Genomic DNA, 14,071 nt, shown 5'->3' with positions numbered 1-14,071 from the left:
TTCAGTGGCCCGGACTATAGCTCAGCGCCGGCCTGCGGCGGCAGCGTATTGGCAACCACTTGTCTTGCTGGACTGTTCCTACACGCCGTCGCGCCGGCGGCTGACAGCCACGGCGCTGGCCTGTTTCTACGCTGCGTCTGACATTCAGCAGCCAGGAGCGACGCCATGCGCGGCCCATCCGACGATTTGCGAGTTTTCCCTAGCCACCTACGAGCGCTGGGTCTGGCATCTGACCAGGCACCGAGCCCGATTGAGCGCCTGCACGCCTTGTCGATCGATTTCGCCGCCCCGAAGACGGTGCTGGCGGTGCCTGACACGGTCAAGGATCTGGCCGGCCTGCGCCCGCCCGCGACGGCGCCGGCGCATTGAGGCCGCCTGACCCCGTGTTCCCTCCCATCCATCACCTGCATCCGCTGAAGGAGACACCATGATCACCGCCCTCGCTGCCCCGCGCGCCGAACCCAGCAGCCGCAGCCAGCCCCGTGCGCGCCCGCGCCCGACGCGCGCGCCGGCGCCCGCCGTGGCCTTCTTTCGCAGCAATGGCCAGACCGGCCCGCTGGACCACGACGCCAGCTCCAAATGCAGGGTGGCCGAGTCGCTGGCCCGCCTGCTCGGCCACGAATTCGTCGGCGAGCTGGACCTGGCCCACCCGCCTACCGGCAGCCTGTACCTGGTGCCCACCGACACCCTGCCGACGCTTGCCGAAGCGCAGCGCCTGGGCATCAACCGGGCCGACCAGCTGTTCGGCGGCGTGGTGCCGCAGCCCTTCGTTGCCACCAAGGTGATCTCGCACCCGCTGGTGCAGCCCGGTGCCTGCTCGCTGCCGGGCTGGTCGGCAGCCTACGGTGACCAGGTGCGCGACGCGGTGCTGCCCGGCTACTCGGTCTTCAGCGCCGAAGACGCGCGACTGGCCGCCGAGCGCCTGTTCCAGGGCGGCGGCGTGCGGCTGAAGGACCCCGCCGGTGTCGGCGGCGTGGGCCAATGGGTGATCGAGAGCCTGGACGAGCTCGACGCGCGACTGGCCGAGATCGGGCCGCAACGGCTGATGCAACACGGCCTGGTGCTGGAGCGCAACCTGAACCAGGTGGTCACGCACAGCGTGGGCCAGGTGGTGGTGGGCGCCCACGTGGCGAGTTACTTCGGCACCCAGGGCCTGACACGCAACCACCGTGGCCACGAAGTCTACGGTGGCTCGCAGCTCACCGTCTGCCGCGGTGGCTTCGATGCGCTGCTGAAGCAGCCGCTCGAGCCGGATGTGTGCACCGCGGTCGAGCAGGCGCTGGTTTTCCACAAAGCCACGGCCAGCTGCTTCCCGGGCTTCTTCGCCTCGCGCTGCAACTACGACGTGGCCCAGGGGCTGGACGATGACGGCCGGCCGCTGTCCGGTGTGCTCGAGCAGTCGTGGCGCATCGGCGGCGCCAGCGGGGCCGAGGCCGCCGCGCTGCACGCCTTCGCCGCCAACCCGACGCTGCGCCGCGTGCAGGCGTCGACCTGCGAGGTCTACGACGACGCTTTCACGCTGCCGCGCGGCGCGTGGTTGCTCTACGATGGCCCGGACAACCAAGGGGGCCGGCTGGTCAAATACGCGCAGGTGACGCCGGATGTCGACGCTTGAGGAAACCACCCAGATCTCGGTCGACGGCGTCGACATCGCCGGCACCTTCGTCACGCCGGGCACGCTGATCCCCGGCGTGCTGTTCGTGCACGGCTGGGGCGGCAGCCAGGCGCAGTACCTGTCGCGGGCGAGGGACGTGGCCGCGCTCGGCTGTGTCTGCCTGACCTTCGACCTGCGTGGCCACGCGCAGACCAAACGCCAGTTCGAAACCGTGTCCAGGGCCAACAACCTGCAAGATGTGTTGACCGCCTATGACACGCTGGTCAAGCGCCGACACGTCGACCCCGCCGCCATCGCGGTGGTGGGCAGCAGCTATGGCGGCTACCTGGCGACCATCCTCAGCTCGATGCGGCCGGTCAAATGGCTGGCGCTGCGCTCGCCGGCGCTCTACATCGACTCGGGCTGGGAAAGCCCCAAGCTGCAGCTGCACAAGGACCAGGACCTGCGCACCTACCGCCAGCGCCTGGTGCTGGCCAGCGAGAACCGCGCGCTGCAGGCGGTGCAGTCGTTCGAGGGCGACGTGATGCTGATCGAGTCGGAGCAGGACACCATCATCCCGAAGACGGTGTTGACCAGCTACCGCGAGGCGGCCACGCACGCCCGCTCGCTGACCTACCGTTGCCTCGATGGCGCCGACCACGGCCTGACCAGCGAAAGCGACCAGCGGGCCTACACCAAGGTGCTGGTCGCGTGGCTGAAGGAAATGATCCACGGCGCGCGGCGTGGGGCGGTGGTGCCGCCGGCGGCCGATCGCGTGGTCCACCCCGAGACGCCACCTCGTTCGCATTGATGCGGCCCCTTGCTTCTTGAGCGTGCAGGCGCCGGCCCCTCGCGGCCGGCGCCTGCACGCCATGGGGGCGCTTTCCTACAAGCCCGGCCAGGGGCTGCGGATAAAAAAGTCGCATGTCCCCGGCGACCCCTCCGCATCACCCGCACCCCTCGACCACCCCGGCGCCGGCCCGGCCGGCCCTGCTGCGCGTGTTGACCGTCAACACCCACAAGGGCTTCACGCTGCTGAACCGCCGCTTCGTGCTGCCCGAGCTGCGCGACGCGGTGCGCACCGTCAACGCCGACGTGGTGTTCCTGCAAGAGGTGCAGGGCGAGTACAGCCACCATGCGGCCGTCGGCGCCAGCTGGCCGCAGGCGCCGCACTACGAGTTCTTGGCCGACGAGATCTGGCCGCAGTTCGCGTACGGGCGCAATGCGGTGTACCAGCAAGGTGACCACGGCAACGCGGTGTTGTCGAAGTACCCGATCGTCGGCCAGCTGAACCATGACGTGTCGCTGCCCAAGCACGAGGCGCGCGGCCTGCTGCACTGCCTGCTCGATGTGCCGGGCCGCGGCGAGCCGGTGCATGCGATCAGCGTGCACCTGGGCCTGGCCGAGTCGCACCGGCGCCATCAGCTCGAGCTGCTGTGCGGCATCGTCGACCAGCAGATCCCGCCGACCGCGGCGCTGCTGGTGGCCGGTGACTTCAACGACTGGCGCAACAAGGCCCACCAGGTGCTGGGCCGCTGCGCCGGCCTGCAAGAGGTGTTCGTGCAGGCCCACGGCAGCGCGGCCAAGACCTTTCCGGCGCGCTTCCCGCTGCTGCCGCTGGACCGCATCTACGTGCGCAACGTGCGGGCCCACCGGCCTGTCGCGTTGCCCCGATTCCCGTGGTCGCACCTGTCGGACCACGCCCCTTTGGCTGCGGAGATCATGCTGTGAAAACCCCCTGGTACCGCGGAAACCGTGTCGACCTGCTGGAGAACGGCGAGGCCTTCTTCCCGGCCGTGTTCGATGCCATCCGCCATGCGCAACGCGAGGTCATCCTCGAGACCTTCATCGTCTTCGAAGACAAGGTCGGGCGCGAGCTGCACGAGGTGTTGCTGGGCGCGGCCCGGCGCGGCGTGCAGATCGACATGCTGGTCGACGGTTTCGGCTCGGCCGACCTGACGCCGGACTACATCCACAGCCTCACCGCCGCCGGCGTGCGCGTGCGCACCTTCGACCCCGCGGTGCGGGTGCTCGGCATGCGCTTCAACGTGCTGCGCCGCATGCACCGCAAGATCGTGGTGGTCGATGGTGAGCGGGCCTTCGTCGGCGGCATCAACTACTCGGCCGACCACCTGGCCGACTTCGGCCCGCAGGCCAAGCAGGACTACGCCGTCGAGCTGGTCGGCCCGATTGTCGGCGAGATCCACCGTTTTGCCCGCTCGGCGATCCACGGCCCCACCGAAGGCGGCGCGCCCCACCACCACGGCTTGCGCGCCGCGTGGGGCCGCTGGCGCCTGCAGGGTGGAGCAGGGCGTGGGCCCGCCAGCACGGTGCCCGCCGGCGGTGCCGATGCCTTGTTCGTGCGGCGCGACAACCTGCAGCACCGCAACGACATCGAGCGCTACTACCGCATCGCCATCCGCCGCGCGCGCAAGCAGGTGCTGATCGCCAACGCCTATTTCTTCCCTGGCTACCGCCTGCTGCACGAGCTGCGCCGCGCGGCCAAGCGCGGGGTCGAGGTCAAGCTCATCCTGCAGGGCGAGCCCGACGTGCCGATCGCCCGCACCGCCGCGTCGACGCTGTACGACTACCTGCACGGTGGCGGCGTGAAGATCTACGAATACTGCGAGCGGCCGCTGCACGGCAAGGTGGCGGTGATCGACGACGAGTGGTCGACGGTCGGCTCCAGCAACCTCGACCCGCTGAGCCTGTCGCTCAACCTCGAGGCCAACGTGGTGCTGCGCGACAAGCCGTTTGCGCGCCACCTGCGCTCGCGGCTCGACCACCTGATCGAGCACAGCTGCCGGCAGGTCGAGGTGCCGGCGAAGCAGAGCGTGGCCTGGTGGGCGCAGCTGCGCGGGTTCGTGGTGTTCCACTTCCTGCGCCGCTTCCCGGTCTGGGCGGCGCGCCTGCCCACGCATGCGCCCAAGCTCGAGCTGCTGGCGCCGGCCGAAGCGCAGCCGCAGGCCGCCGGGGGCACGCATGGCCGCTGATGCCATTGCGCCGCCGCCCGCGCCCGCTGGCCTGACGACCAGGCCCTGGTGGCCCGCCGCGCAGCGCGCCTTCTGGACGCTGTGCCTGTTGATCACCGCCGTGCTGCTGGTCGAGACCGGCCGGCATTGGGACTGGTCGAGCGCACTCGCCGCGTTGCGTGGCCTGCCGCGGACGGCCCTGCTCGCGGGGCTGGGTTTCGCGGCGGTCGGTCACGTGCTGTATGCGAGTTATGACGTGCTCGGGCGCGAGCCCGATGTGGCGCTGGCCGGCGCCGGGGCGGCGGTGCCGTCGCGCTGGGTGCTGGCGGTCGGCTTCGTGTCGTTCGCTTTCAAGCTCAACCTGGGCACCTTGCTCGGCGGCGTGGCGCTGCGCTACCGGCTCTATTCGCGCCTGGGCATGACGGTGGACGAGATCACCCGCATCCTGGCGTCGAGCGTGCTGACCAACTGGCTGGGCTACACCGGCCTGGCCGGCCTGCTGCTGCTGTGGCGCCCACCCGTGTTGCCGGCGGGCTGGGCGCTCGGCGACGCGGCGCTGCAGGCGCTCGGCGTCGGCATGGTGCTGGTCACGCTGGCCTACGCCGCGGCGTGCTACTGGGCCGAGGGCCACCAGTGGCGCTGGCGCCGCCATGTGATCACCTTGCCTTCGCTGCGGATGGCGCTCGCGCAGCTGGCGCTGTCGGCGCTGCACTGGGCCTTGACGGCCGCCGTCTGCTGGGCGCTGCTGGAGCGGCAGGTCGACTTTGCCAGCGTGCTCAACGCGCTGCTCGTGTCGGCCGTCGCTGGCCTCATCACCCACGTGCCGGGTGGGCTCGGGGTGCTCGAGGCGATCTTCCTGGCGCTGCTGCAACACCGCGCCGGCCAGGCCGACCTGCTGGCCGCGATGCTCGGCTACCGGGTCATCTACTACGTGCTGCCGCTGGCCTTGGCCACGCTGCTGTTCTTCGTCATCGACCGCCATCGGAGGGCCCGGTGAGCCACGCCGCCACCCCCACCGCTGCGGGCCGCGCCCGCACGCGCCTGGGCGGACTGCGGGTGTCGCACCCCGACCGCGTGATCGACCCCAGCACCGGCCTGACGAAGCTCGATCTGGTGCGCCACTACAGCGCCGTCGCCGAGCGCATGCTGCCGCATCTCCAAGGCCGGCCGGTGGCCGAGGTGCGCGGGCCGCAAGGCATTCGGGGCCCGCTGTTCTTCCAGCGCCACGACGGCCATGCCGACGATGGCGAGGCGCCGCTGAAGATCGCCACGGCGGCAGCGTTGCTGGCGGCGGCGCAGCTCAACGTGATCGAGTTCCACACCGGCAACGCCGGCCTGAGGTCACCCGACCGGCCCGACCGCATCGTCTTTGACCTCGACCCGGGCGAGGGCGCCGCGTGGCCGCAGGTTCAGCAAGGTGCCCAGCAGGTGCGCGACGTGCTGCAGGCGCTCGGGCTGCAAGCCTGGCTGAAGACCAGCGGCGGCAAGGGCCTGCACGTGGTCGTGCCGATCGCGCGCCGCTGGCCGCTCGATGCGGTCAAGGCCTTTTCGAAAGCGGTGGTCGAGCGCCTGGTGCACGAGCAGCCGGGGCGTTTCGTGGCCAGGAGCGGGGCGCGCAACCGCGTCGGCAAGATCTTCATCGACTACCTGCGCAACGGCGCCGCGGCCACCACCGCGGCCGCCTTCTCGGCCCGCGCGCGGCCGGGGCTGGGCGTGTCGATGCCGGTGGCTTGGGACCAGCTGCCCGAGCTGACCGGCGGCGCCCACTGGACCGTGGCGACCGCCGCCGATCACTTGTTGGCGCAGGGCCCCGACCCGTGGGCCGGCTACGCCGCCTGCCGCCAGTCGCTCTCGGCGCCGGCCCGGGCCCTGGGCCTGAAATTTGCCACCGCCAGATCCAGCCGCGCGTAGCCACCGGGCCGCGCGATCCACGACGACCGAGAGGGACTTCGGCATGTGCGACAACCAAGATCTCGAAGGCGTGCGCCTGTGGTTCTATGGCGGCACGCCGCCGCTGGACGAGGCGGGCGCGGACGACCACGCCTCGCCCGCCACGTCGACCTGGGCGTGGCCGATGTCGCCGCAGGGCCAGGCGGCCGCCGACCCCAGGCACGACTCCACCCGCGAATTCGCCGCGGTCTGACATGCGGCGCCGGCGCGCCACAGGGTGAGGCGCGCGCCTGAAGGCCGTGGGGCCTGTGCGCCCTGTCACAGCGTGCGGCCCGCGCTGGGATACGCTTGCAGCCCTCGTGCTGCCTGGGTGCCCGCCCTTCATGCCTGCTCGTCGTTTCTCGCTGTCGCTGCTGCGCGCCTACTTGGTGGCCGTGCTGGTGACGCTGCTCGCCTTCGGCCTGCAGTGGGTGCTGCAGCCGTGGCTGGGCAACAAGGTGCCGTTCATGGCCTTTCTGCCGGCGATCGCGCTGGCCGCGGCCACCGGCGGCCGTGGCCCTGGGCTGCTGCCGCTGGGCGGCGGCATCGTCAGCGCTGCGCTGTGGTTTCCGTTGATCGGCGAACACGGCACCACCAGCGACCCGGCGGACTGGTTGTCGCTGCTGCTGTTCTGCGCCTTCGGGGCTTTCCTGGCCGAGCTGGGCACGATGATGCGCCGCTCCGGCGCGCGCGCGCTGGCGGCCGAAGAGCGGCTGGTGATGGCGATCCAGGGCACCGGCATCGGCGTGTTCGACATCGACCTGATGGCCGAGACGGCCTATGTCTCGCCGGCGCTGGCGCGGCTGGTCAACCTGCCGGTGTCGTCGGGCGCGGTGCCGCTGGCCGATTGGCTGGCCCGCACGCCACCCGACCTGCTGGCCGAGAGCCGCCGCCAGCTGATCGACAAGTTCCGAGCCCGCTCGCGTGGTTATGAGCGCGAGATCCGCGTGCCGCAAAGCGACGGCACGCCGCTGTGGCTGCTGCTGCGCGTGCACCTGACCTGGGTCGAAGACCGTGCGGTGCGGTTGCGCGGCGCCTGCGTCGACATCACCGAGCGCAAGACCATCGATTCGCAGCTGAGCCGCGCCAAGGCCGAGCTGAGCCAGCAGGTCGACGACCTGGACCAACTGCACGAGCTGAGCAGCAACCTGCCCGACGCCGGCACGCTGCGCGAGCAGTTGCAGATGATCCTGGTGACGCTGGCGCATTTCCACGGCAGCGGCCGCGGCCTGGCCGCGCTGCTCGACCCGGCCACCGGCCGCCTCGGGCTGGAGGCCAGCATCGGCTTCAGCTCCGACGCCGGGGCCCGCGCCGCGTTGAGCGAAGGCGCCTGTGCCATGGCCGGCATGCAGCGCCAGCGCATGGTCGTGGCCGACACCGAGACCGACGAGCGCTTCCCAGGCCTGCGCGCGATCGCGCGGCGCGAGGGCTTTCGGGCCGTGCACTGCACCCCGCTGCTGAGCCTGCGCGGCGAGGTGCTGGGCGTGATCTCGGTGCACCTGGACCGGCCGCGCGAGCCGACCGAGCGCGAGTGCGCGCTGGCCGACATCTGCGCCCGCAAGGCGGCCGTGTTCAGCGAGCGCGCCCGCGCCCAGGCCGCGCTCGAAGAATCGCAGGGGCGGTTCCGCGCGGTGCTCGAAACCTCGGCCGTGCCCTTCATCGTGCTGACACCGCTGTACGACGACGACGGCAACATCACCGACTTCAGCTGGAACTACATGAACGGCGCCGCCGCCCAGGTGCAGCAGCGCACGCCGCAAGAGCTGATGGGCCACCGGCTGTCCGAGGTGCTGCCCAAGAGCTGGACCGACAGCCACGCGTTCCAGCAGTACGTGGCGGTGGTGCGCGATCGGCAGACGCGCGAGTTCGAGGCCCGCACGCAGCTGCGCGGCAGCGAGGGCTGGGTTCACTGCATCGCGTCGCCGATGCGCGAGTCGGTGGCCGTCTGGTTCAACGACATCACCGACCGCAAGAAGAACGAGGCGCTGCTGCGCGAGGCCGATCGGCGCAAGGACGAGTTCCTCGCCACGCTGGCCCACGAGCTGCGCAACCCGCTGGCGCCGATCCGCCAGGCCGCGCAGCTGTCGACCGCGCCGCACGCGACCGAGGCGCAAAAGCGCTGGAGCCAGGAGGTGATCGAGCGCCAGGTGCAGCACATGGCGCTGCTGCTGGACGACCTGCTCGACGTCTCGCGCATCACCCGCGGCGTGCTGCCGCTGCGCAAGACCGGCACCGAGCTGTCGGCGGTGGTGGCGAGCGCGGTCGAGACGGCGCGGCCGGTGATCGACGGCATGGACCACCAGCTGGCGATCAGCCTGCCGCCAGAGCCCGTGCACTTTGAGGCCGACCCGTTGCGCCTGGCACAGGTGGTGGCCAACCTGCTGACCAACGCCGCCAAGTACACCGACCGCGGTGGTCACATCCGCCTGTCGGCGCAGCGCGAGGGCGGCGACGTGGTGATCGAGGTCAGCGACGACGGCATCGGCATCGCGGCGGGCTCGATGCCCGAGGTCTTTCGCATGTTCTCGCAGCTGCACGCGACCGGCGAGCGGTCGAGCGCCGGCCTGGGCATCGGGCTGGCCTTGTCCAAAGGCCTGGTCGAGCTGCACGGCGGCAGCATCGCGGTGCGCAGCGCCGGCCCCGGCACCGGCAGCACCTTCACCGTGCGCCTGCCCGCCGGCGAGGCCGCTGCCCAAGCGCAGGGGCCGGTCAGCATGGCATCGGCCACGTTGGCACCACGCAAGGTGCTGATCGCCGACGACAACCGCGACGCCGCCGACAGCCTGGCCGCGCTGCTGCAGCTCGACGGCCACGACACCCGGCTCTCATTCGACGGCAACGAGGCCTTGTCGACCTGGCAGCACTTCGACCCCGATGTGTGCCTGTTCGACATCGGCATGCCGGGCCGCAACGGCTACGAGCTGGCGCGGGCGATCCGCGGTCTGCCCGGCGGCCAGCGCCCGGTGCTGATCGCGATCACCGGCTGGGGCCAGGAAAGCGACCGCCACCTCGCGCTGGAGGCCGGCTTCAACCACCACCTGACCAAGCCGGTGGATCCCCAGCGCCTGGCGGCGCTGTTTGGTTGATTTACGCCTGGCGGCGCTGTTTGGTTGATTTGCGCCTCGCGGCGCTGTTCGGCTGACTGCGCCTCGCGGCGCTGCGGCTGACCGCCTCAGGCACGCCGTTTGCCCTGGCCTGGGCCCGTGCCGCTGCGGCACCTCCTCATCGGAGCCTGGTGATGAACAAGCGTTTCCCGCGGCGCCGCGCGGCCGCGTGCCTGGCCTTGCTGGCCGGCCTGGGCGCGGTCGGCCCGCTGGCCGGCTGCGACCACCGGCCGAGCAACGTGCCACGGCCGTCCGACCCCGAGCGCAACACCCCGAAGCCCAAGACCCTGCCCGACACCAAGGCACCCGAGGGGTCGCCCGCGTCGGTGCCCACGCCTTGAGCGCATGTCGATGCGCCGGCCGCGGCGCCAGTACAAAAACCCATGAGGGATAGTTCTTCCCCGCCGACCGACACACGGCGATACAAACACGGCGACGCCGGTTGAATGATGTTGTCCACGCGGGCCGGTTCCATAATCGGCCAAAACTGCAGCTCTGCGGGAGGACCGCCCTGAACCACGTGCTCATTGTTGACGACGACGTCGACTCCGCGACTTCGTTGCGCGATCTCGTCGCGACCGAAAACTTCTCCGTTGCGCTCGCGCACACGCTGCGCGACGCCCGGCGGCAAATCGCCTTGCAGCCGCCCGACCTGGTGCTGCTCGACCTGCAACTGCCCGACGGCAGCGGGCTGGACCTGTTCTCCGACCCCGACCTGGTCGCCAGCTCGGAGCTGGTGTTGATCACCGGCCACGCCAGCCTGGAGACCTCGATCGAGGCGCTGCGCCTGGGCGCGGCCGACTACATCGTCAAGCCGATCGTGATGCGGCAGCTGCAGGGCGTGCTGTCGCGCTTCATGAAGCCCGCGGCGCTGAAGGCCGATGTGGCGCGCATGAACGCCGGCCTGGCCAGCAAGGGCCACTTCGGCCACCTGTGGGGCCAGGCGCCGCCGATGCTGCGCGTGTACGAGCAGATCTCGCGCGTGGCCGGCACGGCCGTCACCGTTTTCATCACCGGCGAGAGCGGCACCGGCAAAGAGGTGGTGGCGCAAACCGTGCACGACCTGAGCCGGCGGCGCAAGCAGCCTTTCCTCGCGGTGAACTGCGGCGCGATCTCGCCCAACCTGATCGAAAGCGAGATATTCGGCCACGAGAAGGGCAGCTTCACCGGAGCCGACCGCCAGCACCTGGGCTTCTTCGAGCGCGCGAACGGCGGCACGCTGTTCCTCGACGAGATCACCGAGATGCCGCTCGAGCTGCAGGTCAAGCTGCTGCGCGTGCTGGAGACAGGCCGCTTCATGCGCGTGGGCTCGACGCAAAGCCAGGAGGCCGACGTGCGCGTGATCGCCGCCACCAACCGCCTGCCCGAGCAGGCCGTGGCGTCGGGCAAGCTGCGCGAAGACCTGCTGTACCGGCTGAACGTGTTCCCGATCGAGCTGCCGCCGCTGCGCGATCGCCTGTCGGACGTCGGGCTGCTGGCCCAGCACTTTCTCGAAGGCATCGCCAAGCAAGAGGGCCAGCCCAAGCGCTTCACCAGTTCGGCCCTCGAGCGCCTGGCCACCTACCATTGGCCGGGCAACGTGCGCGAGCTGCGCAACGCGGTGCAGCGGGCCTATGTGATGGCGGCCGGCGAAGAGATCAACGAGGAATGGCTGCCACGCCCCCAGGCGGGTGTGGCGCTGCCGGCCGCGGCGGCGCTGCAGGCCGAGCCGGCGGCACCGGTGGCGGCTGCCGAGCTCGCCGCGCCGGCTGTCGACCCATCGATGATCGTGTCGCTGCCGGTCGGCACCTCGATGGCCCAGGCCGAGCGGGCGCTGATCGAAGCCACGCTGCGTTATCACAAGTTCCAGAAAGAGCGCACCGCGGCGGTCCTCGGCATCAGCCTGAAGACGCTGTACAACCGCCTGAAGGAATACGCCGCCGACAGCGAGGACACCTCGGCCTCGACCTGAGGCAACGCTGAACCCAAACCAGGGCGCGCCGCCTCGCGTGGGCCCATTCAGCGTCGGCCTGAACCGGGCGGTCCGGCGGCCATGGCCGGCATGTCGTTTGCAATCCTGCAGCGCATGCCGACCCGCGACACGCTGCCGGTGTGCAGCCATCTGGTCTGGGTGAGCGACAGCGAACCCGGCATTCGCCGCGAGCGCCGCGGCCAGCAGTTCGTCTACCTGCTGCCCAGCGGCCGCCCGCTGCGCGACGAAGCGCAGCTGCAACGCATCCGCCGCCTCGCGGTGCCGCCGGCCTACCAGGACGTGTGGATCTGCCCGCGCGCCGATGGCCACATCCAGGCCACCGGCCGCGATGCCCGCGGGCGCAAGCAGTACCGTTACCACGCCGACTGGCAGGCCCACCGCGGGCAGACCAAGTTCGATCGCCTGCGGGCCTTTGGCCAGGTGCTGCCGCGGCTGCGCCAGCGGGTGCTGCGGCGCCTGGGCGGTGCGGCCGAGCCGACGCGCGAGCGCGTGCTCGCCACCCTCGTGCGCCTGCTCGACACCACCTGGCTGCGCATCGGCAACGACGAGTACGCGCGCAGCAACGGCTCGTATGGCCTGAGCACCTTGCGCAACCGGCATGCGGGCGTGCGCGGCGCCGAGCTGAGGCTGGCCTTCGTCGGCAAGAGCGGGGTGCGGCACGAGGTGCGGCTGGCCGACCGCCGTGTGGCCCGGGTCGTGCGCCGCTGCCAGGACCTGCCGGGCCAGGAGCTGTTCCAGTACCTCGACGACGACGGCAAGGTCTGCCGGCTCGGCTCGGCCGATGTCAACGCCTGGCTGGCAGACGCGAGCGGCGAGCTGCATGCGACCGCGAAAGACTTTCGCACCTGGCATGGCAGCGTGCAGGCGCTGGCCTTGACGCTGGCCGCCTGCAGCGCCGAGCCGGTGCCGACCCCGGCGATGGTGGTGGCCGAGGTGGCGCGCCGCCTGGGCAACACCCCGGCGGTTTGCCGCAAGGCTTACATCCACCCGGCGGTGCTCGCGCTGGGCGACGCACTGGCCAGCGCCGAGGGCCGGGCCGGGCTGCTGGCGCAGCCGTGGGTGGTGTCGCCGCCCGCGCGGCGGGGGCTGGCGCTGGCCGAGCGGCAGCTGCTGGGCCTGCTGCAGGCGGGTAGCCGGCGCCGGCCAGGCGCTTGACGCGGCGGCCCACGGCGTGCGTGGGCAGGCTCGCGGCGGGAACAGGGCTTGCCAGCCAGCGACAAGCCGCTGGTTGCCCCGCCAGGTGTCCACAACCTCGAAGTGAAAGTCCGCCGTGCGCATTGCCTACATCACCGAAACCTTTCCGCCCGAGATCAACGGCGTCTCGCTGACGACCGCGCGCGCCGTGCACCACCTGCGCCGGGCCGGCCACACGGTGCAGCTGATCCGGCCGCGCCAAGCGCATGAGGCCACGCGTTCGTTCGAAGACACCGAGCACCCCGGCGACCACACCTTCGACAACGGCGAATGGCGCACCGCTGGGGCGCCGGTGCCGATGCACCCCGGGCTGCGCTTCGGCTGGGCCACCGTGGGCGCCTTGCGCGAGCGCTGGCAGCGCAGTGCGCCGCAGCTGGTGCATGTGGCCACGCCGGGGCCGCTGGCCTGGTCGGCATTGCGCGCGGCCAAGGCCGAGGGGCTGCCGTCGACGGCCGACTTCCGCACCAACCTGCCCGCCTACGGCCGGCACCTCGGCCTGGCCTGGTTGCAGCCTGCGGTGCTGGCCTACCTGCGCCAGCTCTACAACATGGCGCACCGCACCTTCGTGCCGACCCGCTCGCTCGCCGACGAGCTGACGGCGCGCGGCTTCCAGCGCCCCTCGGTGATCGGCCGGGGGGTCGATGCGGGCCTGTTCTCGCCCGCCGAGCGCGACGACGGCCTGCGCGAGGCCTGGGGTGTCGGGCCCGACGAGCGGGTGTTGCTGTACGTGGGCCGGCTCACATCGGAGAAGAACGTGGGCCTGGCGCTGGACACCTTCGAATACCTGCGCCGCCGCCGCCCGGGGCTGCGCATGGTGGTGGCCGGCGAAGGGCCGCTGCGCGCCAGGCTGGCGGCCGAGCACCCCGACGTGCGCTTCGTGGGCGTGCAGCGTGCCGGTGCCTTGGCCCGCTGTTATGCCAGCGCCGATGTGTTCCTGTTCCCCAGCGACAACGACACCTTCGGCAACGTGGTGCTCGAAGCGCTGGCCAGCGGGCTGGCGGTGGTCGCGTTCAACGGTGCCGGCGCCGGTGGGCTGATCCACCACGGCCACGATGGCTGGTTGGCGGCGCCCGGCGACCGGGGCAGCTTCTTCCATGCGGCCGAGCTGGCGCTGCAAGACTCGGCGCTGGGCTGCCCGCTGCGCCAGCGGGCCCGCACGCTGGCCCTGCGCAGCGACTGGGACAGCGCGCTGCACGCGTTCGAGCAACAGCTCAGCGCAGTGCTGGCCGAAGCGCTGGCCGGCTCGCAGGTGCGTGATGCCGCGCTCGCCTGAGCCGGGCTTGCACGCCGCCGACAGACCCTTGCC

Annotated in this window: 13 protein-coding genes; all 13 read left to right on the top strand. The window is 71.3% G+C overall.

Going from position 1 to position 14,071, the window contains the following annotated elements:
- The first annotated feature begins 165 nt into the window (after positions 1-165).
- Complete coding sequence (locus ACE3SG_RS04260) at positions 166-369, top strand: hypothetical protein (protein WP_374562764.1); 204 nt, start codon at positions 166-168, stop codon at positions 367-369.
- Positions 370-427: 58 nt separating this feature from the next.
- Positions 428-1,615 carry a DUF3182 family protein gene (locus ACE3SG_RS04255; RefSeq protein ID WP_374562763.1) on the top strand — a complete coding sequence of 396 codons (1,188 nt, stop codon included), beginning with the start codon at positions 428-430 and terminating at the stop codon, positions 1,613-1,615.
- Positions 1,602-2,405, top strand: a complete 804-nt coding sequence (locus tag ACE3SG_RS04250; protein ID WP_374562762.1) for an alpha/beta hydrolase family protein — start codon at positions 1,602-1,604, stop codon at positions 2,403-2,405. Before ACE3SG_RS04255 ends, ACE3SG_RS04250 begins: the two co-directional genes overlap by 14 nt.
- Before the next feature lie 113 nt (positions 2,406-2,518).
- Positions 2,519-3,325, top strand: coding sequence for an endonuclease/exonuclease/phosphatase family protein (locus ACE3SG_RS04245; protein ID WP_374562761.1), 807 nt, complete (start codon positions 2,519-2,521; stop codon positions 3,323-3,325).
- The gene (clsB, locus tag ACE3SG_RS04240) at positions 3,322-4,587 is read left to right on the top strand and encodes a cardiolipin synthase ClsB (protein ID WP_374562760.1); all 1,266 of its coding nucleotides are present in this window, start codon (positions 3,322-3,324) and stop codon (positions 4,585-4,587) included. The genes ACE3SG_RS04245 and clsB overlap by 4 nt, the downstream gene beginning before the upstream one ends.
- A complete protein-coding gene (locus ACE3SG_RS04235) occupies positions 4,577-5,563 on the top strand; it encodes a lysylphosphatidylglycerol synthase domain-containing protein (RefSeq protein ID WP_374562759.1) in 987 nt (328 codons plus the stop codon). Before clsB ends, ACE3SG_RS04235 begins: the two co-directional genes overlap by 11 nt.
- A complete protein-coding gene (gene ligD, locus ACE3SG_RS04230) occupies positions 5,560-6,477 on the top strand; it encodes a non-homologous end-joining DNA ligase (protein WP_374562758.1) in 918 nt (305 codons plus the stop codon). The genes ACE3SG_RS04235 and ligD overlap by 4 nt, the downstream gene beginning before the upstream one ends.
- A gap of 43 nt (positions 6,478-6,520) precedes the next feature.
- Positions 6,521-6,709: a hypothetical protein gene (locus ACE3SG_RS04225; protein WP_374562757.1), complete on the top strand. Its 189-nt coding sequence runs from the start codon at positions 6,521-6,523 to the stop codon at positions 6,707-6,709.
- A 130-nt stretch (positions 6,710-6,839) separates the two neighbouring features.
- Positions 6,840-9,581 (top strand): ATP-binding protein, encoded by a 2,742-nt coding sequence (locus ACE3SG_RS04220; protein WP_374562756.1) that lies wholly within the window; start codon positions 6,840-6,842, stop codon positions 9,579-9,581.
- Between the two features lie 152 nt (positions 9,582-9,733).
- Complete coding sequence (locus tag ACE3SG_RS04215; RefSeq protein WP_374562755.1) at positions 9,734-9,940, top strand: hypothetical protein; 207 nt, start codon at positions 9,734-9,736, stop codon at positions 9,938-9,940.
- 170 nt (positions 9,941-10,110) lie between these two features.
- Entirely contained in the window at positions 10,111-11,550 is a 1,440-nt protein-coding gene (locus ACE3SG_RS04210) for a sigma-54-dependent transcriptional regulator (protein WP_374562857.1), read from the top strand.
- 90 nt (positions 11,551-11,640) lie between these two features.
- Positions 11,641-12,726 carry a DNA topoisomerase IB gene (locus ACE3SG_RS04205; RefSeq protein WP_374562754.1) on the top strand — a complete coding sequence of 362 codons (1,086 nt, stop codon included), beginning with the start codon at positions 11,641-11,643 and terminating at the stop codon, positions 12,724-12,726.
- Between the two features lie 115 nt (positions 12,727-12,841).
- On the top strand, positions 12,842-14,038 hold the full coding sequence (locus ACE3SG_RS04200) for a glycosyltransferase family 4 protein (RefSeq protein WP_374562753.1): 1,197 nt from the start codon (positions 12,842-12,844) through the stop codon (positions 14,036-14,038).
- Positions 14,039-14,071 lie beyond the last annotated feature (33 nt).

The sequence above is a fragment of the Ideonella sp. genome (assembly GCF_041914305.1).
Classification (GTDB): Bacteria; Pseudomonadota; Gammaproteobacteria; order Burkholderiales; family Burkholderiaceae_C; genus Ideonella.
The sequence above is the reverse complement of the archived record's forward strand: the minus strand, read 5'-3'. Positions and strand labels throughout refer to the sequence as shown.